The following is a 22,613-nucleotide window of genomic DNA, read 5'->3' as shown; positions in this document are numbered from 1 at the left end:
GATAACCCCCATGTGTCGCCTCTCAACGCGTTGGGGCGCGGTGGGTGGGCGTGAAGGGCTGCTCCCGCGCGGTGGCGGGGACCATCTTTGCCCTCTCGCGCGAGAGCAGCGGCTCGCCTTGGCGGCCTGCCGGGGTGAGTGGGCACGAATGGCTGCTCCCGCGCGGTGGTGGGGACCATCGTTGCCCTCTCGCGCGTGAGCAGCGGCTCGCCTTGGCGGCGGGGTGATGCGGGGTGGGGCGGGGGTCGGGTCAGAGGGTGAAGGCGTCCCGGAAGCGCTCGAGCGCCACCTCGCTGTCGCCGGACGCCCACCCCTCGAGGGCCACCACCCCGGCATACCCCATCTCGGCGAGGGCCCGGGCGATGCCGGGATAGCTGATCTCGCCCGTCCCCGGCTCGCACCGCCCGGGCACGTCGGCGACCTGGATCTCGCCGACGAGGGGCAGGGCCCGGCGGCACAGCTCGATGAGGTTCCCCTCGCCGATCTGGGCGTGGTAGAGGTCGAGGTTCATGCGCAGCGCGGGCGACCCGACGGACTCCAGCAGCGTGATCACGTCCGCCGCCCGCGCGAACGGCACGCCGGGGTGGTCGACGTCCAGGTTGAGGTTCTCGAGCTGAAAGGTCACGCCCTCGCTCTCGCCGAGGGCGGCCACACGACGCAGCGTCCGCTCGGCGGCGAGCCAGTCGCGAGGGGTCACCACGCTCTGCGGGCGGTTCGGCATACCGCCGTCTCCGAGGCCGTGCCGTGCAGGTTGAGGTGCGGGTCGCCGAGGCGATGGGCGACGGCGACGGACTCCTGGGCGGTGCGCAGCAGCTCGTCCGCGCCCGCGGGGTCGATCAGCTCGCCCCGCGTGTAGCCCGTCATCGAGGTGAAGCGCGCACCCGTCGCCGCCAGCGCGTCGACGTCCAGCGCCGTCCAGTCCCACAGCTCGACGGCGAACCCCAGCGCGTGCAGCCGCCGCACGCGGTCGAGGTGGGGCAGATCGAGCAGCTGCATCTCGGAGCACACCGCGAGGTCGAACCCCGGGTGCTGCGAGACCTGCTCGGACGGTCCGGCGGTGAGGGTCATGCGGACTCCTTCGTCGTGCAACGGTTTGTGGCAAATGTAAGGACAATCTATTGACAGTGTCCACACCGGCCTCTTCACTTGTGATAGCGATACGAGCACGGACGCTACGAATCCGCGTGCTGCGGAAGGCAGAAGGAGACGAGGATGTCCCACGGCAGTCCCACCAGCAGCCACGGCGGGGTGACGCTCCCGCCGCTCCGCCCGGGCCCGCACCAGCGGCGCCTGGACCTGATCGCCGTCGTCGCGACGTTCGGCGGCCTGCTGTTCGGTTACGACACGGGCGTGATCAACGGCGCCCTCGAGCCGATGAAGGAGGACCTCGGCCTGACCACCGTCACCGAGGGTCTCGTGACGGCGACGCTGCTCATCGGCGCCGCGGTGGGGGCGCTCGTCTCCGGCGTGCTCAACGACAGGCTGGGCCGCAAGCGGACGCTGACCCTGATCGCCGTCGTGTTCTTCGTGGGCACGCTCGGCTGCGTCTTCGCCCCCGGGCTCGGCGTCATGCTCCCGTCCCGCTTCGTCCTGGGCGTGGCGGTCGGCGCGGCATCCGCCACGGTCCCCGTCTATCTGTCGGAGCTCGCCCCCACCGAGCGCCGTGGCACCCTCAGCGGGCGCAACGAGCTCGCGATCGTGCTCGGGCAGATGCTCGCCTTCATCATCAACGCGATCATCGCCAGCGTCTGGGGCGAGCACGAGGGGGTCTGGCGCTACATGCTCGCGGTGTGCGCCGTCCCCGCGGTGTTCCTGTTCTTCGGGATGCTCCGTATGCCGGAGTCCCCGCGCTGGCTCATCTCGAAGGGTCGCTACGACGAGGCGCTGCAGGTGCTCATGGAGGTCCGCAACGAGGACCGCGCCCGCGCCGAGCTCGGCGAGGTGGAGCAACTGGCCGATGAGGAGGCCGAGTCCCACAAGGGCGGCTGGTCCGACATGGCCGTCCCGTGGATCCGTCGACTGGTGATCATCGGCTGCGGCCTGGCCGCCGCGCAGCAGGTCACGGGCATCAACTCGATCATGTACTACGGCACCCAGCTGCTCACCGAGGCGGGCTTCTCGGCCAGCGCGGCGATCATCGCCAACGTCGCCAACGGGGTCCTCGCGGTCGTCGGGACGGCGCTGTGCCTGTTCGTGGTGATCGACAAGGTCCACCGCCGCAAGCTCATCATCATCGGGTTCTGCGCCACGACGACGATCCACGGCCTGATCACCCTCGCGGCGACGATCCTCCCGGCGGGCACCACCCGCGCCTGGGTGATCCTGGTGCTCTGCGTGACCTTCGTGTTCTTCATGCAGTGCTGCCTCAACGCGCCGGTCTGGGTCGCCCTGTCCGAGATGTTCCCGCTACGGATCCGGGGCTTCGGGATGGGGATCTCGATCCTGTGTATGTGGCTGGTCAACGCCGCGCTGACCTTCTCCTTCCCCGTGATCGTGGGCAAGGCCGGCCTGCAGGGGATGTTCGGCCTGTTCTTCGTGATCGGGCTCGCCGCGATCTTCTTCCTCTGGAAGATGCTGCCCAACACCAGCGGCCGCTCCCTGGAGGAGCTCGAGGAGAGCTTCTCCCGGGGCGAGTTCGTCTGAGCCGTATGCCGAGAGGCGGGGTGTCGGCGATCCGGCGCCCCGCACCCCCCGCCGAGTGGTCACCTCCGGACGGCCGGGGCGTGGAGGCAGCAGGCGTCAGTCGTGGGCGCCGGGCACCGTCTGGTCCCAGTCGATGACGGAGCCGGTCACGACGCCGCTGCGGTCGGACAGCAGGTAGACGACCATGTCGGCGATCTCGTCGACCTGCCCCAGCTTGCCCATGGGGAGGGCGGCGGAGGCTTCCTCGAGCCACCCGTCCTGCGCACCGTGGAAGCGCCGCTGCACCTCGTCCTCGCCCGGCGTCTCGGTCCAGCCGATGTTGAGGCCGTTGATGCGGATGCGGTCGAAGCGGTGGGCGTACGCCGCGTTGCGGGTGAGTCCGGCCAGCCCGGCCTTGGCGGCGACGTAGGGCGCGAGGTAGGGCTGGCCGCCGTGGGAGGACATGGTCAGCACGTTGACGATCGTGCCGGGGGCGCCCCGGCGGCGCATGTCCTCGACGGCCGCCTGCATCGTGAAGAACGGCGCCACGAGGTTGACCGAGAGGTGCTGCTGCAGCAGCTCGGGGGTGGTGTCGAGCAGCGACCCGCGCGAGGTGAGGCCGGCGGCGTTGACGAGCCCGTCGACCCGGCCGAAGCGCTCGACCGTCGCGGTGACCGAGGCGCGTGCCTGGTCCACGTCGGCCAGGTCGGTCTGCACGAACTCCGCGCGGTGCGAGCCGTGCTCGCGTGCCAGCTCGTCGGCCGCCGCCGACCCGACGTCCGCGCGGCGCCCGGTGACGACGACGCGGGCGCCTTCGCGCAGGGCGGCCCGCGCCACGGCGGCGCCCACGCCCTGGGTGCCGCCACTGACGAGGACCACCCGGTCCTGGAGGAGCTCGCGCATCAGGCCGCGCCCCCGGTGGTGGGGCCCGCGGCCGTGGCGGCTTCGGTCGGTGCGCTCGCGAGCGGACCGGTCGTCGGGGCGCCGTGCGCCGCGGCCAGCTCGGTCAGCGGGAGCCGAGCAGACAGCGCGTCCCGCACCCGGTCCGCCTGCGTGGGCGGCGCCATCCCGTCGACGGGCTGCTCCACGTCCAGGTCGGCGGGGAAGGCGTAGCCCTCCGCCGACGCGGCGATCGCGTCGTGGAGGCGGGCGGTCGGCATACCGGCGTCCTGGCGGGAGAGCAGGACCGGATAGACGGCCTCGACCACGCGGCGCCGGTCGACGCGCTCCATGGCCCGGCCGAACGCCGAGGAGATCTGCAGGAGGTTGGCCATGCGGAGGATGTCGGTCGAGTGGTTGGTGCCGGCGGCGTGGAACAGCGCGGGGTTGAAGAACACGGCGTCGCCCTTGGCGAGCGGCAGCTGCACGCGGTGCTCGCGGAAGTAGTCCTGGAACTCCGGCAGCCAGTAGGCGACGTAGCCGGGCTCGTAGCGGTGCGAGTGGGGGAGGTAGAGGGTGGGGCCGCTCTCGACGGGCATGTCGACGTGCGCCACGGCGCCCTGCAGGGTCAGCATCGGCGACATCATGTGGACGTGCCGGGGGTAGCGCTCGCTGACCTCCGGCCCGAGGAACCCCAGGTGGTAGTCGCGGTGCACGGTCTGGCCGGCGCCTCCCGGGTTGACCACGTTGACCTGCGAGGTGACCTGGTAGCCAGGACCCAGCCAGGCCGTCGCCGCCAGCGCCACGAGGTCGTTGGCGTAGTAGTCGACGAACGCCTCGGGGTCGGAGACGGCGAGCTTCTCGAGGGCGTTCCAGACGCGGTCGTTGGCCCCGGGCCTGGCGAAGTGGTCGCCCGCCACGCGGCCGGAGGCGCGCTGCTCCTCGATGATCGTGCGGAAGCCGTCGCTGACCCGGTCGACCACGTCGTGCTCGAAGGCGCCCTGCAGCACCACGATCCCCGGCCCCTCGGACAGGGCGCGGGCCAGCTCGGCCTGCACCTCGCGGGCGGCCTCGGGCCCGTTGCCGAGCGCCTCGCGCAGCCGGTCGGCGCGATAGAGCAGCACCTCCTGCTCGACGGCCTGGGCGTGCGGGTATGCCGTGACGTCGGTGCGGGCCTCGAGCACCGCGCGCAGGTCCTCGAGGCGGCAGTCCTGCGCCGTGTAGGTCGGGCTGGGCGCCGGGCGGGTCGTGGTCGGCATGGCGTCTCCTCGTCGTCGTGGTCCTTCCCTTCCATGGTGGCTCGGGGACCGGCCGTCGGCTGGGGTCAAAGACCTCAGATAGACCTCAGTCACGATCAGGCCTACCGTCGGGGGATGAGGCCGCCGCACCCCCTCAAGGACATCGCCGCCCAGGCCGGCCTGTCCGAGGCCACCGTCGATCGCGCGCTGCACGGGCGCAGCAACGTGAGCGCCGCGGCCGTGCGGGCCGTCGAGCAGGCCGTGCTCGAGCTCGACCGCCAGCAGTCGCAGCTGCGGCTCGGCGCCCGCACCGTGCTGGTGGACGTCGTGATGCAGGCGCCGGCGCGGTTCACGGGCGCCGTGCGGACGGCGCTCGAGGCCGAGCTGGCGTGGGTGCGGCCAGCGGCCGTGCGGGCGAGGTTCCACCTGCGCGAGCGGGCCGACGTCGAGGAGCTCGTGGAGACGATTGACCGGGTCGGGTCGGGAGGCCGCACCTCGCAGGGGCTGCTCCTCAAGGCGCCGGACGACCCGGCCATCGCGGCGGCGGTGGACCGGGCGGCGGGGCGCGGCATACCGGTGGTCACCCTGGTCACCGACGTCCCGAGCAGCAGGCGGGTGGCGTATGTCGGACTGGACAACCAGCAGGCGGGGGCGACGGCAGCCTTCCTGGTGTCGCGCTGGCTGACCCCGCGAGGCGTGGGTGACGGCGAGGGGCGGCGGGTGCTGGTGACGATGAGCCGCTCGACCTTCTTGGGGGAGCATGAGCGGGTGCGGGCGTTCGAGGACGAGCTGGCGGTGCTCCGGCCGGAGGAGCCCGTGCTCGTGGTGTCGGACGCGGACGGGCTCGATGCCGCCACGGGCGACCTGGTCGGGCCGGCGCTCGACGAGGAGCCGGGCGTGTGCGCGGTCTACTCCGTCGGTGGTGGCAACCGCGCCACCCTCGCCGAGCTGCGGCGCCGGGGGCGACGGGTGGAGGCCTACGTCGCGCACGACCTCGACGAGGACAACGTCGCGCTGCTCCGCTCGGGCGCCATCGACGCGGTGATCCACCACGACCTGCAGAGCGACTGCCGTCGGGCCGTCCGTCAGGTGCTGAGGCACCACCGGCTGGTGTCGGGCGCCCCGCTGACCGTGCCGGCGTCGTTGGAGATCATCACGCGCTACAACCTGCCGACGCGGTGGATCGACCCGGCCTGACCGGACGGGTCAGGCGTCGAGGTCGACCTCGACGACGCGACCCTCGGCGGCGGACCGGGCGGCGGCGTCGGCCAGCACGAGGGCGGCCCACCCGTCGTGGAAGCCCACCGGCACCGGAGCGTCCTCGCGGATGGCGGCGACGAACGCCGCGAGCTCGCGCTGGTAGGCCGCGGCATACCGCTCGAGGAAGAAGTTCTGGTAGGGCTCGCGCACCTCGACCGCGTCGGCGGTCCAGCGGCGCACGACCGTGTCGGTGACGTTGCCGGCCTCGAGCAGCCCCTCCGAGCCGAAGGCCTCCAGCCGTTGGTCGTAGCCGTAGGCCGCGTGCCGCGAGTTGGTGATCGTCACCTGCTGGCCCTCGCGGCCCGTCAGCACCACCACCGCGGAGTCGTAGTCGCCGAGACCGCGGATGTCCTCGCTGAACTGCGCCGTCCCCGAGGCGAACACGCTGACGACGTCCGGCACGAAGTGCCGCGCCATGTCGAAGTCATGGATCGTCATGTCGCGGAAGATCCCGCCGGACACCGCGAGGTAGTCCGTCGGCGCGGGCGCGGGGTCGCGGCTGATGATGGACAGCTGCTCCAGGCGGCCGATCTCGCCGGCGGCGACGCGCGCGTGCAGGGTCGCGAAGTGCGGGTCGAAGCGCCGGTTGAAGCCCAGCATGATCGGCGTGGTCGCGGCCGACGCCTTGCCGCGCAGCGCCTCGACGCGGGCGATGTCGAGGTCGATGGGCTTCTCGCACAGGGCGGGCTTGCCGGCGTCGATCGCGGCATCGATGAGGTCGACGTGCGTGGCGGTGGGGGACGCGATGATGACGGCGTCGACGTCGGCGGACGCCAGCACCTCCGCGGGGGTGGCGGCGACGCGGGCGCCGTGCAGCTCGCCCAGCGACTCCGCGGCGGCGGGGACAGCGTCGACGACGGTCGTGAGCACGGCCCCAGGGGCCGCGGTGACGCTGAGGGCGTGGACCCGGCCGATGCGGCCGCAGCCGATCAGACCGATGCGGACGGGCTGCAGGGGCATGCTCGATCTCCTTCGTTGGACGATTGTCAGTACTATCTGACATGAACCGGCCACTGTCCAGCAACGGTCGAAGGAGCGACGCCGATGTCCTTCCCGCACAGCCTGCCCGAGCCCCGCCTGCCGGATCCCACCGGGGGCCCCGCCCTGCGCTGGGGCATCCTCGGCACGGGGTGGATCGCCGAGCGGTTCGCCGCGTCCGTCCTCCGGCATACGAACCACCAGGTGGTGGCGGTCGGCTCCCGGTCCGAGGAGGGCGCGCAGCGCTTCACCGGGCGGCTCGGGGGCGAGCCGCTGGGGTCGTATGCCGAGCTGGTCGCCCACCCGCGCGTGGACGTCGTCTACGTCGCGAGCCCCCACCCGCAGCACGTCGAGCACGCCCTGCTCGCCATCGCGGCGGGCAAGCACGTGCTCGTCGAGAAGCCCATGGCGATCGACGCCACGGGGGCCCGGCGCATCGCCGAGGCCGCCCGCGCCGCCGGCGTCCTCGCGATGGAGGCGATGTGGTCGTTGTGCCTGCCGAAGTTCCGCGTGCTCCGCCGGCTGCTCGACGACGGCGTCCTGGGTGAGCCGACGATGGTGTCCGCCGACATCGGCGAGTACTTCCCCGACGCCCACCGCATCCACGACCCGGCGCTCGCGGGCGGCGCGATGATGGACCTCGGCACCTATCCGCTCACCCTCGCGACGTGGGTCCTGGGGGCGCCCACCGAGGTCGCCGCGCAGGGCGTGCGGGGGCCGACGGGCACGATGGCGCAGACGACGATGACGCTGCGGCACGGCGACGCGCAGTCGGCGCTGCACGCGAGCGCCCTGGTCGAGACCCCCACCGTCGCCGCGATCAGCGGCACCGACGCGTGGGTGTCGCTGGACGGGCCGTGGTACCAGCCGGGGTCGTTCACCCTGCACGGACGCGACGGGGGACAGCTGCGCCACCTCGAGGCGGCGACCGCTCATGACGGGCTGTACTGGGAGGCGCTGGAGGTCGCGCACTGCCTCGGCGAGGGGCGGGTGGAGAGCGGCATACGGCCCCTCGACGCGACCATCGCGACCCTCGAGGCGATGGACCAGGTGAGGGCCGTGACGGGCGACCGCCTGGCCGGGGAGTCCTGAGGACCGGTCCTGGAGGCAGCCTGGGGTCAGGCTGCACGTCTAGGCTCGGGAGCATGGCTGACCGTCACTTCGACCTGATCATCATCGGCACGGGCTCGGGCAACTCGCTCATCACCCCCGAGCTGGCCGACCAGGACATCGCGATCCTCGAGCGGGGCACCTTCGGCGGCACCTGCCTCAACGTCGGCTGCATCCCCACCAAGATGTACGCCTACCCGGCCGACGTCATCACCTCCGCGCAGCACCTCGACCGCCTGGGCGCGTCCTTCCCGTGCGACCCGCAGGTGCGGTGGCGCGAGATCCGCGACCGGATCTTTGCCGGGCGGATCGACCAGATCGCCGCGGGCGGCGAGCAGTACCGCCGCCAGGACCCGCACATCACGGTGTTCGACGGGAGCGCGCGGTTCGTCGGGCCCAAGGAGATCGACACCGGCACCGGCGCCACCATCACGGCCGACCAGATCGTCGTGGCCGCCGGCTCGCGCGTGTCGATGCTCGACGTCGACGGCCTGCGCGAGGCGGCCCCCTCGCTCGGCGTGCACACGAGCGACAGCGTGATGCGGATGGAGGAGCTGCCGAGGCGCCTGACGGTCGTGGGCGGCGGCTTCGTCGCGGCCGAGTTCGCCCACATCTTCGACGCGTTCGGCGTCGAGGTGACCTGGCTCCAGCGCAGCGGCAGCCTGCTGCGCAAGGAGGACGACTTGATCTCGGGGCGGTTCACGGAGCTGGCGGCCGAGCGCTACGACCTGCGGCTCGGCACCCAGATCAGCGCGGCCGAGCGCCGGGACGGCGCGTGGCACCTCACGACCACCGGGCCCTCCGGGTCGGGCGAGGTCGTGGCGGACGCCGTCCTCGTCGCCACCGGGCGCGTGCCCAACGCCGACCAGCTCGGCCTCGCGGAGGTCGGCTATCGGATGGACGGACCCCGCCTGTGGGTCGACGAGCAGCAGCGCACCAGCGTCGAGGGGGTCTGGGCGCTCGGCGACATCAGCAGCCACTGGCAGCTCAAGCACGTCGCCAACCACGAGGCGCGGGTCGTCGCGCACAACCTCGCCCACCCCGAAGACCTGCGGTCCAGCGACCACCGCTACGTCCCTGCCGCCGTGTTCACCCACCCGCAGATCGCGTCGGTCGGCCTGACGGAGCGCGAGCTGCAGGCGGCCGGGCGCGACTACGTCGTCAAGGTCCAGGACTACGGCGGCACGGCGTACGGCTGGGCCATGGAGGACCAGGTGGGCGTCGTCAAGCTGCTCGCCGACCCCGAGACCCGGCTGCTGCTGGGCGCCCACCTCATGGGCTACCAGGCCAGCAACCTGATCCAGCCGCTGATCCAGGCGATGTCGCTGGGGACGCCCGTGCCCGAGATGGCGCGCGGGCAGTACTGGATCCACCCCGCGATCATGGAGGTCGTCGAGAACGCCCTGCTGGGTCTCGAGCTGTGATCCTCGGCTTCGTCGCCTCGGTGGTCGGCATGCTGATGTATGCCGTCGCCTCCGTCTCGCAGGGCTACGCCGCGTCCCGGGCCACCGGGGCGGGCGTGGTCCGGCACCCCGCCTATGTGCTCGGGCTCGGCTGCGACGGTCTCGCGTGGGTGGCCTCGCTGGTGGCCCTGCGGTCGTTGCCGCGCTTCGTCGTGCAGTGCTGGCGCTGAGCCCGACCCAGGAGTCTGTGGGCGCCTGATCCCGGGTCGGTTCGGGCTGGGGTCAGCGGGTGGCGCCGGTGACGAGCCAGGCGTCGGAGCGGGCGCGCAGGCCGAGCGCGATGCCGCGCAGGGTCATGAAGATGCTGAACCCGACCCAGAGCCACACCACGGCCGCGGGGTCGTCGAGCGGGCCGGCGACGTGCCGGACGACCAGCACGACGGGGACATAGGCCACGAGGAGCGCGAGCTGCGCCCACGCCAGCCAGCGGGTGTCGCCGGCGCCGATCAGCACCCCGTCGAGGACGAAGACCCACCCCGAGATCGGCTGCGACAGCGCCACCACGACCAGGCCGGCGGCGAGGGCGGCCTGGGTCTCGGGGTCGCTCGTGAACAGGTGTGGCAGCACGGTGTGCAGCGCGAGGACCAGGGCGCCGAGGACCGCGCCGCCGATGAGGCCCCAGCGGATCATGAGGGTGGTGGCGGCGCGGGTGCCTGCGGTGTCCCCGGCGCCGAGGGCCTTGCCCGTCAGGGCCTGCGCGGCGATCGCCAGCGCGTCCAGGGCAAAGGTGAGGAAGCTCCACACCGTCGCGCTCACCTGGTAGGCGCCGAGCGGCACGTCACCCAGACCCGCCGCGACCCACGTGGTCAGCAGCAGGACCGTGCGCAGCGCCAGCGTGCGGACGAGCAGCGGTATGCCGCCCCGCGCGGCCACCAGCACCCGCCCCGGATGCGGGCGCAGGGAGGCGTCGAGCCGCCGCGCTGCCCGCACCACGACGAGGAGCAGGGCGACCGCCATACCCCACTGGCTGATCACCGTGCCGATGGCCGAGCCGACGATCCCGAGGTGCAGGCCGTAGACGAGCAGGACGTTGAGGGCGACGTTGCACGTGAAACCGGCGACGGACACGACCAGGGGCGTGGTGGTGTCCTGGACGCCGCGCAGGATGCCGGTGGCGGCGAGGACCACGAGCATCGCGGGGATGCCGGCGGCGCTCGCGCGCAGGTAGTGCTCGGCGTGGACGAGGGCGTCCGGGCTCGCGCCGAACGCCGCCACGAGGGGGCGGGCGAAGGCCGCGACCAGCAGGCTGGTGACGAGCCCGAGGGCCGCGGCGAGCCACACGCCGTCGAGGCCGTTGGCGACGGCGCCGCGCTCGTCACCGGCGCCGACGTGGCGGGCCACGATGCTGGTGGTGCCGTAGGCGAGGAAGACGAAGATGTTGGCCGCGGTCAGCAGGGCGGCGCTCGCGACGCCGAGGCCGGCGAGCTGCGGGGTGCCGAGGTGGCCGACGATGGCGCTGTCGGCGAGGAGGAAGAGCGGCTCGGCGACGAGGGCGAGGAAGGCGGGGACGGCGAGGCGCAGGATCTCGCGGGCGGGGGAGGGCGGCGGCTGGGCCCCCCGGTCGCTCGTCACCCGCCGAGCATAGGTGGGCGGCGGTGTGCGCCCCCAGTCGGTGTCAGGGGGTGAGTCTGGTGACGGGGCGGTGACCTGCGGGTTTCGGGTGTGTCGTTGTCCACAGATGTGACAGGTCCGTCGGCCCCATGTGGGAAGTCGCAGGTCAGAAGCCCGGACGGTTGCTGTGAGTGTTGTACCGGTGACATTGAGCGAGATCCGGCGCGGCAGGGCGGGGGTCGGCGTGTCGGTGATGAGACGGTTTGTCCACACCGCGCGGCGGCGTCCTCAAATGGCCTAACCTCCCGCACAAATCTTCTGTGCACAGGCGGTGGACGGCGTAGGGGCTGGTCACAGCGATGGTGAAGCGATAGGTCACGGCAAAGTCACACTCCCTCCACAGGCTTGTCCCCAGGGTTGCGCACACGCCACGGCGTGTTGTCCCCACCTTGTCCACAGCCCCCGTTTGCCCGGGTCTCCTCCCGGCCCCTAACGTGGCGCAGCAGCCCGTCCGGGTGATGTCGTTCGCCCAGGGCCATCCGACTTGTCCACAGGTTTGTCCACACGCGCGCGAGGCCCTCCCAGGGGGCCTCGGAGGCGCCGGTGGAGGGTCTGTCAGAGGTCGGTGGTGGACTGACGAGCAGGGACCGGGCAGCGCAGGGCTAGGACGAGGGAGCGGACGTGTCGATCGCCGAGCTGGACGACCGTCGGGACTACGGCCCCGCGGTGGGGGGACCTGGTGGGGGCGGTGGCGACGACCGCGTGCCGCCCCAGGACGTGCACGCGGAGCAGTCCGTCCTCGGCTCGATGATGCTGTCCAAGGACGCGATCGCCGACTGCGTCGAGACGCTGCGCGGGCTCGACTTCTATCGCCCCGCGCACGAGACGATCTACGAGGCGATCATCGACCTCTACGGTCGCGGCGAGCCGGCCGACGCCATCACCGTCGCCGACGAGCTCACCAAGCGCGGCGAGATCCAGCGCATCGGCGGCCAGGCCTACCTGCACCAGCTGATCGACGCCGTGCCGACGGCGGCCAACGCGGGCTACTACGCCGAGATCGTGCAGGAGCGCGCCGTCCTGAGGCGCCTCGTCGACGCGGGCACGCGCATCGTGCAGATGGGCTATGGCCAGGGCGGCGACGTCGAGGACATCGTCAACGCCGCGCAGGCCGAGGTCTACCAGGTCGCCGACAAGCGCGGCGGCGAGGACTACATCGCTGTCGGCGAGGTGCTCGAGGCCACGATCGACGAGATCGAGCACGCCTCGGGCAAGAACGGCGAGATGGTCGGCGTGCCCACCGGCTTCACCGAGCTCGACCAGCTCACCAACGGTCTGCACCCCGGCCAGATGATCGTGATCGCCGCTCGACCGGCCGTCGGCAAGGCGCTTGCGCTCGACACCCCCCTCGTGACGCCGGCCGGCTGGACCACGATGGGTGAGGTTCAGGTCGGTGACGAGGTCATTGGGGCCGACGGTCGTCCGACCCGCGTGGTCGCTGCGACCGAGGTCATGACCGACCGACCCTGCTACGAGGTGTCCTTCTCGGACGGCTCGACCATCGTGGCCGATGCCCAGCACCAGTGGCTGACGGATACGCGCGCCAGCCGCAAGTCTCTTCAGGCCGCTCGTGACGGCAGGAACGGTCAGCGCAATCAGCGGACGTTCGCCGCGATCCGGACCACGGAGGAGATTGCTGCGACGGTGCGCACGGGCACAGCCGACGCACGCCTCAACCACAGCGTGCCGCTGGCGGCTGCGCTCGCCCTCGCGGAGCGGGAGCTCCTGGTCCAGCCGTACACGCTGGGGGCCTGGCTGGGAGACGGGACGTCTGCTGCTGCGCAGATCATGATGGCGGACCCCGAGATCGTGATGAGGCTCGAGGCCGATGGACTGGTCGTGACCAAGACGTCGTCCCCGATGCGCTATCTCATGCAGCTCGCCACCGAGGTGGTCGCTGAGCAGAGGAGCTGCGCCGTGTGTGGGACGTCGTTCACCAACCCCGTTGCCTACGTCAGGACGTGTGGCAAGTCGTGCGGGGGGCGCCTCAAGGCGTTTCAGAAGCCGATCGCCACGCCAGTCTGCCCCGACTGCGGCGGCCCCACCACGACGGGCCGCCAGTGCATGGCATGCCGGAAGCATCATGGAACCCTCCAGGCCCGCCTCCGGACGATCGGCGTCCTCGGCGACAAGCACATCCCCGTTGAGTACCAGCGGGCCAGCGAGTCCCAGCGGCGCGCCCTGCTGGCTGGCCTCCTCGACACCGACGGGACCGTGTCTGCAGGCGGGTGCGTGCAATTCACCACCACCAGCCTGCGCCTCGCCGAGGACGTACATGAACTCATCTCCGGCTTGGGCTACCGAAGTGGCATGTGCCGCAAGAAGGTGCGCGGCCGCTCGGCGGCAAGCTCGACGGCCTTCACGATCACCTTCTCCTCGGACGAGGACGTGTTCGTGCTGGAGCGCAAGAGGCTGCTGCACAAGGAGCTTCGTCGCCGCCAGTTCCAGCGGAGAAACTCCCGCTTCATCACGAAGGTGAAGCCCATCGCCTCGGTGCCCGTGCGCTGCATCCAGGTGAGCAACGACGACCACCTGTATCTCGCCGGCAGGTCAATGATCCCGACCCACAACTCCACGCTCGCGCTTGACATCGCGCGGTCGGCGGCGATCCACAACCAGCAGGCCACCGTCCTGTTCAGCCTCGAGATGAGCAAGACCGAGATCACCATGCGTTTGCTCTCGGCCGAGGCCTCGATCCAGCTGCAGAAGCTGCGCAAGGGCGAGCTGCAGGACGACGACTGGACCAAGATCGCCCGCACGACCGGGCGGCTCAGCGAGGCGCCGTTCTTCATCGACGACTCGCCCAACATGTCCCTCATGGAGATCCGCGCCAAGTGCCGCCGGCTCAAGCAGCGCAACAACCTCAAGCTCGTGGTCATCGACTACCTGCAGCTGATGAGCTCCGGCAAGCGCGTCGAGTCCCGCCAGCAGGAGGTCTCGGAGTTCTCCCGCGCCCTCAAGCTCCTGGCCAAGGAGATCGAGGTGCCGGTCATCGCCTTGTCGCAGCTGAACCGTGGGCCCGAGCAGCGCACCGACAAGAAGCCGATGGTCTCCGACCTGCGCGAATCGGGCTCGATCGAGCAGGATGCCGACATGGTCGTGCTGCTGCACCGAGAGTCGATGTACGAGAAGGAATCTCCCCGCGAGGGCGAGGCTGACGTGATCGTGGCCAAGCACCGAAACGGTCCCACTGGCACGATCGTGGTCGCCTTCCAGGGCCACTACTCCCGCTTCACCAACATGGCCACCAACTTTTAGTGTCGAGATCGCTCGTATGTTGCATAGTCGCCGGACGGCGTGTCGATTGGACTATTCGTCGTTCATGTCTCATGTCGAGATGCAGCCAATCTTGCGCAGCGACCGTCCCTATGTAACATTCCCCACGGTTATCCGTAAGAGCGATCTTCATCATTTTTCGTTATGAGTGTTGCTTCAGCGGTGTGCTGATCGACACGGAGGCAGGCCTATGACGCTTACGTTCGCGCAGGTCATGGACAGCGCCGGTATCGACCCGTTGGAGGCGTTGGTGATTCGGCACGCCTACGTGCGTGAGCACGGGGACGGATCAGCGGGGATCCACGGGGACTCCTCTGATGCTGAGATCATGGGTTACACCAGCAATCAGTCGGCCAACACCCGCGCCTTCCCGGCCGCACCGCCCGGCGTCTGGGTGGTGTTCCTGCCCGAGGGCGGTGACCGTGCTCGCCTGTGGTCGGTGGTCCGGAGTCATGGTGAGACTTCCAACGACGGCGTCAGGCGCACGTTCGACCTGGAGCGGTCGGACCAGCTGAGCGACCTGCAGTCACGTCTGGTGATCGGTTGGAGGTCACCGCGCACCTGGGCGCTCAAGGCCACGACGGCGGCGCGCTATCCGGTCATGGAGATCGCCGACGCCGAGCCTGTGAGGTTCCCCGGCTTCGACGCGCTCACGTTGGACTACTCACAGCTGCAGGCGGTGGTCCGTGAGCACCGGTACGCCACCTGGCGAACCGCGCTCTCATCGGTCATGGGCATCTACCTCATCACCGACACCCGGGACGGTCGACAGTACGTCGGCAAGGCAGACGGCACCGCGAGTGTGCTGCAGCGCTGGACTGCCTACGCGGCCAACGGCCACGGAGGGAACGTGGAGCTCAAGGGACGGGACCCGATGACTTTCCGTTTCTCGGTGCTGCGCGTGTTTGACCCTGCCACGCCGACGCGGGAGATCAACGCCGCCGAGAGCCACTACAAGCGTGCACTCGACTCCCGCCGACACGGGCTCAACCGCAACTGACGGAACCACCAGGTGCGCGACCGGTGTCCAACGCCGATCTGTCGAGCAGTGAATCGGCAACTGTCGCGGCGCGGGAAGGCCGCTGCGCAGAGGCTCTTCGGTGATGGGCGAGGATGGGGGCACGCACCACGAGAGGACGCCCCACCTTGCCGTCGAAGCCAGACGCCAACTTCATCTGGTCCATCGCCAACTTGTTGCGCGGGCCGTACAAGCCCAAGGAGTACGGAGACGTCGTCCTGCCGATGACGATCCTGCGCCGCCTCGACTGCGTCCTGGCGCCGACGAAGGACGCCGTGTTGTCCGAGCAGAAGCGCTCCGGTGACCGGACGGCCAAGGATTTGCTGGACGTCAAACTGCGCAAGGCAGCGAAGTACTCGTTCTACAACACCTCGCCGTACACGCTCCCGTCGCTGACCGGCGACAGCGTCAACATCAAGGCCAACCTGCTGTCCTACGTCGACGGCTTCAGCGACAACGTTCGCGACGTCTTCACCCGGTTCGGGTTCGAGGAGCAGGTGCAGCGGCTCGAGGAGGCCAACTCCCTCTACCTGGTTGTCCAGGAGTTCGCCAAGCTCGACCTGCGCCCCCAGCACGTCAGCAACACCGAGATGGGCTCGGTCTTCGAGGAGCTGATCCGCAAGTTCGCGGAGGCGAGCAACGAGACCGCTGGTGAGCACTTCACCCCCCGTGAGGTCATCGCCCTCATGGTCGACCTGCTGCTGGTGGGCGACGAGGATGCGACCACCCCGGGCAAGGCCGTGAACCGCCGCGTTTACGACCCCGCGGCCGGCACCGGCGGGATGCTCTCGACGATGGATGAGCACCTGCGTGAGCAGAACCCGGCCGCCCGGCTGCTGATGGCCGGGCAGGAGATCAACCCCAGCTCGTATGCCGTGTGCAAGGCGGACATGATCATCAAGGGCCAGCCGGTTGACGCCATCGCCCTGGGCAACACCCTCACCGACGACGCCCACGCGGGCAAGGACTTCCACTACTGCCTCTCCAACCCTCCGTTCGGAGTGGAGTGGAAGATCTCTCAGCGCGAGGTCGTCAAGGAGCACAAGCAGCTCGGCTTCAACGGACGCTTCGGCCCCGGCCTGCCCGCCGTCTCCGACGGGTCCATGCTGTTCTTGCTCCACCTGATCGACAAGATGCGCACCGTCGACCCCGACGATGAGAACGTGCGCGGACGCGCTGCGATCGTCCTCAACGGATCGCCGTTGTTCACCGGGCGGGCAGGGTCGGGTGAGTCGGAGATCCGCCGCTGGGTCATCGAGTCCGACCTGCTCGACGCGGTCATCGCCCTGCCGAGCGACATGTTCTACAACACCGGCATCGCCACCTACATCTGGGTGCTCGATCGCAAGAAGCCGGTCGAGCGGCGCGGCTACGTCCAGCTCATCGACGGCTCGCAGATGTTCACCAAGATGCGCAAGTCCCTCGGGTCGAAGCGCAAGGAGTTGCTGCCCGCCGACATCGAGACCCTCGTCAAGTTGTATGCCGCCTTCGACGACGCTGACGACAAGCGCTCCAAGGTCTTCCCGGGGGAGACCTTCGGCTTCCACACCATCACTGTCGAACGACCCCTTCGGCTGGCCTACCAGGCGACGGCTGAGCGGATCGACGAGGCGATCCAGGCCAAGGCGGTGCAGAAGCTCGACGAAAGCACGCAGGAGCAGCTCCGCCGCGCGTTGCAGACCCTCGACCGCGAGACCGTGTGGAGAGCGCGGCAGACTTTCGATCAGGCCTTGGGCAAGGCGCTCGGTGAAGCCGACCTCCAGGTTGGATCACCGGTCCGCAAGGCGATCCACGCCGCCCTGAGCGAACGGGACGAGACCGCCGAGATATGCGCCGACGCCAAGGGCAACCCCGAGCCGGACCCCAGGCTCCGCGACACCGAGAACGTGCCCCTCGGGCAGGACATCGAGGAGTACGTCGCTCGCGAAGTCCTGCCATACGTCCCCGACGCCTGGGTCGACCACGCCAAGACCAAGATCGGCTACGAAATGCCCTTCACCCGCCACTTCTACGAGTACGTCCCACCCCGCCCGCTCGAGGAGATCGACGCCGACGTCAAGCGGCTCATCGCCGAGATCCAGGACCTCTTCGCTGAGTTGGACGGATGAGCGGCTTCAAGCCGGTCCGGGTCCAGCACCTCGCCGAAGTGGTGAACGGCTACCCGTTCGACTCCGAACGGTTCGACACCTCTAACGGCTATCCGCTGCTTCGGATCCGAGACGTGGGAGCGGACGCCACAGAGATCCGCTACACCGGCGAGTTCGTCGAAGCCGCGAAGGTTGTGCGTGGCGACGTGGTCGTAGGCATGGACGGCGACTTCAAGGTCGGTCAGTGGTTGGGAGCTGAGGACGCGCTTCTCAATCAGCGGGTGGCATTGCTGCGGACGGACGCAATCACGGCTCGGTTCCTCCTGTACGCCTTGCCGCAGGAACTCGAGGCCATCAACGCTGTCACCTACGCCACGACGGTCAAGCATCTCTCTGCCTCGCAGATCCTGCACGCCACAGTTTCGTGGCCTGGCATCGAGGGCGCTTCGGTGATCGTGGACTTCCTGGACCGTGAGACAGCGAAGATCGACGCGCTCGTCGCCAAGCAGGATGCTCTGGTCGCCCGCCTCCGCGAACGCCACCGGTCATCGATCGCGCAGGCCGTGGAGGCCGTGCTCGATCCTTCGTCTGGGACACGCCTCAAGCACTTCGCGACGGAGATGCGGCAGGGGTCGAGCCCGCAGTGCGAGTCCGTCCCAGCCGACGGGGTCACCGAATGGGGCGTGCTTAAGACCGGCTGTGTCAACGGTGGGGTCTTCCGGCCCGATGAGAACAAGCTGCTCCCCGCTGACGTGGAACCGCGCGTCGAGGCCGTCGTCCGACGCGGAGAGATCGTGATATCGCGAGCAAGCACGAAGGACCTCGTGGGGAGTGCCGCGGTGGTGGAGGATGAGTACCCGCGACTGATGCTGAGCGACAAGACGTATGCGATCACGGTGGATCCACGGGTCGCCGATCCCTGGTTCGTCTCGACGCTTCTTGGGACTTCCCGCATGCGTCAGGCGATCGAACTGGAGGCAACAGGGGCCAGTCACTCGATGCAGAACGTCAGCAAGGAGGACTTGCTCAACTTGCCGATGTCATTGCCGCCCGTGGCGTCTCAGATCGCGGTGACGCGGGCGTTGAAGGAGGACGCGCCCAAAGTTGATGCGATGGTGGGCAAGGCACAGGAGCTGAGCGCCAACCTGAAGGAGCGGCGTGCGGCCTTGATCACGGCGGCGGTCAAGGGCAGGTTGGACGTCACCACCTACGGGAAGGCGGGCTGAGGCGTGGCGGTGGAGCATGAGCGGCAGCTCGAGGACGAGTTGTGCGACCACCTCGGGGCGCATGAGTGGGTCTACGAGCCAGGCTCCACCGGCTACGACAAGAAGCGGGCGCTGTGGCCCGATGACCTGTTCGCCTGGCTGGAGGCCACCCAGCCGGAAACACTCGCCGCAATGGTGAAGACCGACAAGGACCGGGAGCGACTGCTGGACCGGCTTGCCGAGTCGCTGGACCGTCCCCTCGACGCCGGTGGCGGCACCCTGGCGGCGTTGCGTTACGGGTTCAAGTTCACCAAGCAGCTGGACCTGTGCCAGTTCCGGCCGGCGGAGTCGATGAACCCGACGGCCACGAGGCGGTATGCCCAGAACCGGCTGCGCGTCGCACGACAGTTGTACTACTCGGAGAACAAGACCGACTCGGTCGACCTGGTCTTCTTCGTCAACGGGCTACCTGTCGCCACCGCCGAGCTGAAGAGCGAGTTCCAGCAGGACGTGCACGAAGCGATCCGCCAGTATCGCCACGACCGTCCGCCGGTGGACCCCAAGACCAGGCGCCGAGAGCCGCTGCTGACGCCTGGTCACCGGGCCCTGGTGCACTTCGCGGTGGACAACGCCGAGATCTACATGACCACCCGACTCGAGGGCCCGGAGACCCGCTTCCTGCCGTTCAACCGTGGTAACGCCGGCCACGCCGGGAACCCGCCGAACCCGCACGGGGCGGCCACGGCATACCTGTGGGAAGAGGTGCTGGCAAGGGACACCTGGCTGAACATCCTGGGCAAGTTCATGCATGTGCAGGTGAGCAAGCACAAGGACCCGGCGACGGGCAAGGTCAGCCGGTCCTCGACGGTGATCTTCCCGCGGTACCACCAGCACGACGTGGTCACCACGCTCCTGGCCGATGCGAAGAAGCACGGGCCGGGGCAGCGGTACCTGGTGCAGCACTCGGCCGGGTCGGGCAAGACCAACTCGATCGCGTGGCTGTCGCACCAGCTCTCCACCCTGCATGACGCCGACTCGACCAAGGTGTTCGACTCGGTGCTGGTGATCACCGACCGGACTGTGCTGGACGACCAGCTGCAGGACGCGATCTACCAGATCGACCACAAGCGGGGCGTGGTGCTGCCGATCGGGCAGGGCACCGACAGCGACTTCGCCAAGCGGTTCTCCTCCAAGTCTCAGGCCCTGACCGAGGCGCTGACCAACGGCGGGGCGATCATCGTCGTCACGATCCAGACGGTGCCGTACGCGCTGGACGCGATCCGGGAGTCCAAGGCGCTGGCCGGAAGGCGGTTCGCGGTGATCATCGACGAGGCGCACTCCTCCCAGACCGGGGAGTCGGCCAATAAGCTGCGACAGACCTTGTCGGGCAAGGTGCTCGACGACGTCACCGACGAGGACGGCACGGTCGGCGTCGACGACCTGGTCCGGCTCGAGCTCGAGGGGCGGGGCGCGCTGCCGAACGTGTCGTTCTTCGCGTTCACCGCGACCCCGAAGGGCAAGACGCTGCAGATGTTCGGGACCTCGCAGGCCGGGGAGGAGGTCGACAAGGTCCCGTTCCACTTGTACTCGATGCAGCAAGCCATCGAGGAGGGCTTCATCCTCGACGTACTCAAGTACTACACCACCTACCGGACCGCATTCCGGCTGGTCCACGGCGGCCAGGACTACGACTCTGAGACGGTCGACAAGTCGAAGGCGATGAGGTCGGTGATGCAGTGGGTCAAGCTGCACCCGTACAACATCAGCCAGAAGGTCGCTGTCATCGTCGAGCACTTCCGCGCCAACGTCGCGCCCCTGCTCGACGGCAACGCCAAGGCCATGGTCGTCACAGACTCCCGCAAGTCCGCGGTGCGCTACAAGCTGGCGATGGACAAGTACATCGCCGAGCACCACCTCACGGACGTGGCGACCCTGGTCGCGTTCTCCGGGTCCGTCGAGGACTCCGAGTCCGGGCCGGAAGAGTTCACCGAGCACTCGATGAACAGAGACCTGCGCGGCCGCACCATCCCGGAGGCGCTGGGGACGGACGAGTACCAGGTGCTGATCGTGGCGAACAAGTACCAGACCGGGTTCGACCAGCCGCTGCTGTGCGCGATGTATGTGGACAAGCGGCTCGACGGTGTGCAGTGCGTCCAGACCCTGTCCCGGCTCAACCGGGTGTATCCGGGCAAGACCACTTATGTGCTGGACTTCGTCAACCAGGCCGAGGACGTCCTCGACGCGTTCAAGGTCTACTACGAGGGCGCCTACCTCACGCAGGCCAGCGATCCCAACATCGTCTTCGACCAGTGGGACAAGCTTGCCGGTGTCGGTCTCTTCGACGACGTCGACGTTGACACCTGCGCGAGGGCCTACTGGGGCGACGGCTCCACCAAGCCCAATCAGGGGAAGCTGTCCGCTGCTCTGGCGCCGGTCAAGGAGAGGTTCAACACGGCATACCGGCGGGCACTGCAGAGTCGTGACGACAGCGAGACCGACCGGCTCGACACCTTCCGCCGCGACCTCCGCACCTTCGTCGGCACCTACGACTTCCTCGGCTCGATCGTCGACTACGACGACGTCGACCTGGAGAAGCGTGTGACCTTCGCGCGGTTGCTCGCCGAGGCACTCAAGGACTCCAACCGGCACGAGGACACCATCGACCTCTCCGATGTCACTCTGACCCACCACGCGCTGCACAAGCAGCCCGAGCAGGAACTCGACCTGGCGACCGGGCAGGCCGAGGGGCTCGCGTCTGTCCTCGCAGCCGGATCCCGCGGTCGCCACGAGGCCGACCTGGTGCCATGGTCGGAGGTGCTGGCCCACATCAACACCCTCTTCGACGGCGACGGCCTCTCCGACGGCGACCAGGTCTCCGCGGTCGAGACGGTGCTGCGCAAGATGCTCGAGAACGAGGACCTGCGCGCTCAAGCAGTCGCCAACAACAAGCCCGACTTCTTCTCCGGGCCAGACTTGTGGCACACCATCCAGGAGGTCATCGTCGAGGCCACCGACAGTCAGCAACGCGGGCTTGAACGCCTGGCCGCCGACCGGTCCCGCGAAGAGATCCTGACCATCATGGGGATGATGAAGCTCTGGGAAACGCTGCGCGAGTCAGCCTGAACCCACTCCATGGTCAGGACGTGGGCTGGCCGGCCCCATCCCGGTGTCGGGTGGCGCTCCAGGGCCCTAAGGCGCTGGCTGGCGGCGCGTTCGATGGCGGTGCGATCCTTGGCCAGTAGATCGGCGTGCTGGAGTGGCTGATCGACCGATATCAGGTCGAGACCGACAAGCCCTCCGGCATCGTCAACGACCCCAACGAGTGGGCCCGCTAACACAACGACCCTCGCTACATCATCGACCTGGTAAAGCGCGTCACCCGCGTCAGCGTCGACACGATGAGGATCGTCCGATCCGTTCCGGAGCCGCCCCTCGGCGACTGAGTCCAATAGGAGCTCCGACACCCGATCCAATCGCGGGGCGCCGCACCTGCCGAGCCCAGCGGCCAGTGACCCGTTCCAGGCTCGGTCAGTTGTGGACCGGTGCCAGGAGGCGGGTGGTCCCAGATCCCAGGGGAACTGACCTACCTCCTTGGACCCAGATGGCTCCGCGGACAGGGACCGCACTCTGGGTCGGTTGTCATCGCGCCGCTCATCCCGGGCGGCCTGTCCACGCGCAATGACGCTGCCGGGGCCACGGGGCGTCAGGAAGAAGCCGAAAGCACACGCGGACTACCCTGGATAGAGCCCCGTTGAGTGGTGGGCTTTGAGGTGATGCTCGTTGCCTACCGGTCGCTCTTTTCGAGGGCGACGGTCTCAGTATCGCGGGTTGGGTAGAGCTTGGCCATGGAGCCTTCGGAGAGGTAG

17 protein-coding genes are annotated in these 22,613 nt (G+C 69.3%); 11 read left to right on the top strand and 6 right to left on the bottom strand.

Annotated features, from left to right (window positions below; genetic code table 11):
* Nucleotides 1-250: 250 nt before the first annotated feature.
* Both GGG17_RS17045 and GGG17_RS17040 read right to left on the bottom strand, forming a co-directional pair.
* Nucleotides 251-721: a TIM barrel protein gene (locus GGG17_RS17045; RefSeq protein ID WP_311966345.1), complete on the bottom strand. Its 471-nt coding sequence runs from the start codon at nucleotides 719-721 to the stop codon at nucleotides 251-253.
* Nucleotides 694-1,068 carry an IolE/MocC family protein gene (locus GGG17_RS17040; protein WP_311966344.1) on the bottom strand — a complete coding sequence of 125 codons (375 nt, stop codon included), beginning with the start codon at nucleotides 1,066-1,068 and terminating at the stop codon, nucleotides 694-696. The genes GGG17_RS17045 and GGG17_RS17040 overlap by 28 nt, the downstream gene beginning before the upstream one ends.
* A gap of 144 nt (nucleotides 1,069-1,212) precedes the next feature.
* Between GGG17_RS17040 and GGG17_RS01645 the strand changes: the two genes are divergently transcribed.
* The gene (locus GGG17_RS01645) at nucleotides 1,213-2,643 is read left to right on the top strand and encodes a sugar porter family MFS transporter (protein ID WP_154592067.1); all 1,431 of its coding nucleotides are present in this window, start codon (nucleotides 1,213-1,215) and stop codon (nucleotides 2,641-2,643) included.
* 96 nt (nucleotides 2,644-2,739) lie between these two features.
* On the opposite strand, the gene GGG17_RS01640 is transcribed toward GGG17_RS01645, so the two are convergent.
* Complete coding sequence (locus GGG17_RS01640) at nucleotides 2,740-3,525, bottom strand: SDR family oxidoreductase (protein WP_154592066.1); 786 nt, start codon at nucleotides 3,523-3,525, stop codon at nucleotides 2,740-2,742.
* The gene (locus tag GGG17_RS01635) at nucleotides 3,525-4,760 is read right to left on the bottom strand and encodes a phytanoyl-CoA dioxygenase family protein (protein WP_154592065.1); all 1,236 of its coding nucleotides are present in this window, start codon (nucleotides 4,758-4,760) and stop codon (nucleotides 3,525-3,527) included. The genes GGG17_RS01640 and GGG17_RS01635 overlap by 1 nt, the downstream gene beginning before the upstream one ends.
* Nucleotides 4,761-4,874: 114 nt before the next feature.
* Between GGG17_RS01635 and GGG17_RS01630 the strand changes: the two genes are divergently transcribed.
* The gene (locus tag GGG17_RS01630; protein WP_050347437.1) at nucleotides 4,875-5,936 is read left to right on the top strand and encodes a LacI family DNA-binding transcriptional regulator; all 1,062 of its coding nucleotides are present in this window, start codon (nucleotides 4,875-4,877) and stop codon (nucleotides 5,934-5,936) included.
* Between the two features lie 9 nt (nucleotides 5,937-5,945).
* Here the strand turns inward: GGG17_RS01630 and iolG are convergent, their stop codons facing one another.
* On the bottom strand, nucleotides 5,946-6,959 hold the full coding sequence (iolG, locus tag GGG17_RS01625; protein WP_154592064.1) for an inositol 2-dehydrogenase: 1,014 nt from the start codon (nucleotides 6,957-6,959) through the stop codon (nucleotides 5,946-5,948).
* Between the two features lie 84 nt (nucleotides 6,960-7,043).
* On the opposite strand from iolG, the gene GGG17_RS01620 reads away from it, so the two are divergent.
* The 3 genes from GGG17_RS01620 to GGG17_RS01610 are packed head-to-tail and all read left to right on the top strand — an operon-like array spanning nucleotide 7,044 to nucleotide 9,720.
* Complete coding sequence (locus tag GGG17_RS01620; RefSeq protein WP_154592063.1) at nucleotides 7,044-8,069, top strand: Gfo/Idh/MocA family protein; 1,026 nt, start codon at nucleotides 7,044-7,046, stop codon at nucleotides 8,067-8,069.
* 53 nt (nucleotides 8,070-8,122) lie between these two features.
* Entirely contained in the window at nucleotides 8,123-9,511 is a 1,389-nt protein-coding gene (locus tag GGG17_RS01615; protein WP_154592062.1) for a mycothione reductase, read from the top strand.
* Nucleotides 9,508-9,720: a hypothetical protein gene (locus GGG17_RS01610; protein ID WP_154592061.1), complete on the top strand. Its 213-nt coding sequence runs from the start codon at nucleotides 9,508-9,510 to the stop codon at nucleotides 9,718-9,720. The genes GGG17_RS01615 and GGG17_RS01610 overlap by 4 nt, the downstream gene beginning before the upstream one ends.
* Nucleotides 9,721-9,772: 52 nt before the next feature.
* Here GGG17_RS01610 and GGG17_RS01605 read toward each other — a convergent pair whose 3' ends face one another.
* Nucleotides 9,773-11,122, bottom strand: a complete 1,350-nt coding sequence (locus GGG17_RS01605; RefSeq protein ID WP_311966343.1) for an MATE family efflux transporter — start codon at nucleotides 11,120-11,122, stop codon at nucleotides 9,773-9,775.
* 660 nt (nucleotides 11,123-11,782) lie between these two features.
* On the opposite strand from GGG17_RS01605, the gene dnaB reads away from it, so the two are divergent.
* From dnaB to GGG17_RS17300, 6 genes are all read left to right on the top strand, one after another.
* Entirely contained in the window at nucleotides 11,783-14,419 is a 2,637-nt protein-coding gene (gene dnaB, locus GGG17_RS01600; RefSeq protein ID WP_375804491.1) for a replicative DNA helicase, read from the top strand.
* A 232-nt stretch (nucleotides 14,420-14,651) separates the two neighbouring features.
* Complete coding sequence (locus GGG17_RS01595) at nucleotides 14,652-15,437, top strand: GIY-YIG nuclease family protein (RefSeq protein WP_230082586.1); 786 nt, start codon at nucleotides 14,652-14,654, stop codon at nucleotides 15,435-15,437.
* Nucleotides 15,438-15,583: 146 nt separating this feature from the next.
* Nucleotides 15,584-17,563: a type I restriction-modification system subunit M gene (locus GGG17_RS01590; protein WP_230082585.1), complete on the top strand. Its 1,980-nt coding sequence runs from the start codon at nucleotides 15,584-15,586 to the stop codon at nucleotides 17,561-17,563.
* Entirely contained in the window at nucleotides 17,560-18,768 is a 1,209-nt protein-coding gene (locus GGG17_RS01585) for a restriction endonuclease subunit S (protein WP_154592059.1), read from the top strand. Before GGG17_RS01590 ends, GGG17_RS01585 begins: the two co-directional genes overlap by 4 nt.
* Nucleotides 18,769-18,771: 3 nt before the next feature.
* Nucleotides 18,772-21,870 carry a type I restriction endonuclease subunit R gene (locus GGG17_RS01580; protein ID WP_311966342.1) on the top strand — a complete coding sequence of 1,033 codons (3,099 nt, stop codon included), beginning with the start codon at nucleotides 18,772-18,774 and terminating at the stop codon, nucleotides 21,868-21,870.
* A 125-nt stretch (nucleotides 21,871-21,995) separates the two neighbouring features.
* On the top strand, nucleotides 21,996-22,082 hold the full coding sequence (locus GGG17_RS17300) for a type ISP restriction/modification enzyme (protein WP_375804494.1): 87 nt from the start codon (nucleotides 21,996-21,998) through the stop codon (nucleotides 22,080-22,082).
* Nucleotides 22,083-22,613: the final 531 nt, after the last annotated feature.

The sequence above is a fragment of the Arsenicicoccus cauae genome, assembly GCF_009707125.1.
Lineage (GTDB): Bacteria > Actinomycetota > Actinomycetes > Actinomycetales > Dermatophilaceae > Arsenicicoccus > Arsenicicoccus cauae.
This window is presented reverse-complemented; position numbering and strand designations above follow the sequence as displayed.

Coding starts and splice junctions, on each gene's coding strand:
- GGG17_RS17045 (WP_311966345.1), bottom strand. CDS start 721: ATGCCGAACCGCCCGCAGAGCGTGGTGACCCCTCGCGACTGGCTCGCC.
- GGG17_RS17040 (WP_311966344.1), bottom strand. CDS start 1,068: ATGACCCTCACCGCCGGACCGTCCGAGCAGGTCTCGCAGCACCCGGGG.
- GGG17_RS01645 (WP_154592067.1), top strand. CDS start 1,213: ATGTCCCACGGCAGTCCCACCAGCAGCCACGGCGGGGTGACGCTCCCG.
- GGG17_RS01640 (WP_154592066.1), bottom strand. CDS start 3,525: ATGCGCGAGCTCCTCCAGGACCGGGTGGTCCTCGTCAGTGGCGGCACC.
- GGG17_RS01635 (WP_154592065.1), bottom strand. CDS start 4,760: ATGCCGACCACGACCCGCCCGGCGCCCAGCCCGACCTACACGGCGCAG.
- GGG17_RS01630 (WP_050347437.1), top strand. CDS start 4,875: ATGAGGCCGCCGCACCCCCTCAAGGACATCGCCGCCCAGGCCGGCCTG.
- iolG (WP_154592064.1), bottom strand. CDS start 6,959: ATGCCCCTGCAGCCCGTCCGCATCGGTCTGATCGGCTGCGGCCGCATC.
- GGG17_RS01620 (WP_154592063.1), top strand. CDS start 7,044: ATGTCCTTCCCGCACAGCCTGCCCGAGCCCCGCCTGCCGGATCCCACC.
- GGG17_RS01615 (WP_154592062.1), top strand. CDS start 8,123: ATGGCTGACCGTCACTTCGACCTGATCATCATCGGCACGGGCTCGGGC.
- GGG17_RS01595 (WP_230082586.1), top strand. CDS start 14,652: ATGGACAGCGCCGGTATCGACCCGTTGGAGGCGTTGGTGATTCGGCAC.
- GGG17_RS01585 (WP_154592059.1), top strand. CDS start 17,560: ATGAGCGGCTTCAAGCCGGTCCGGGTCCAGCACCTCGCCGAAGTGGTG.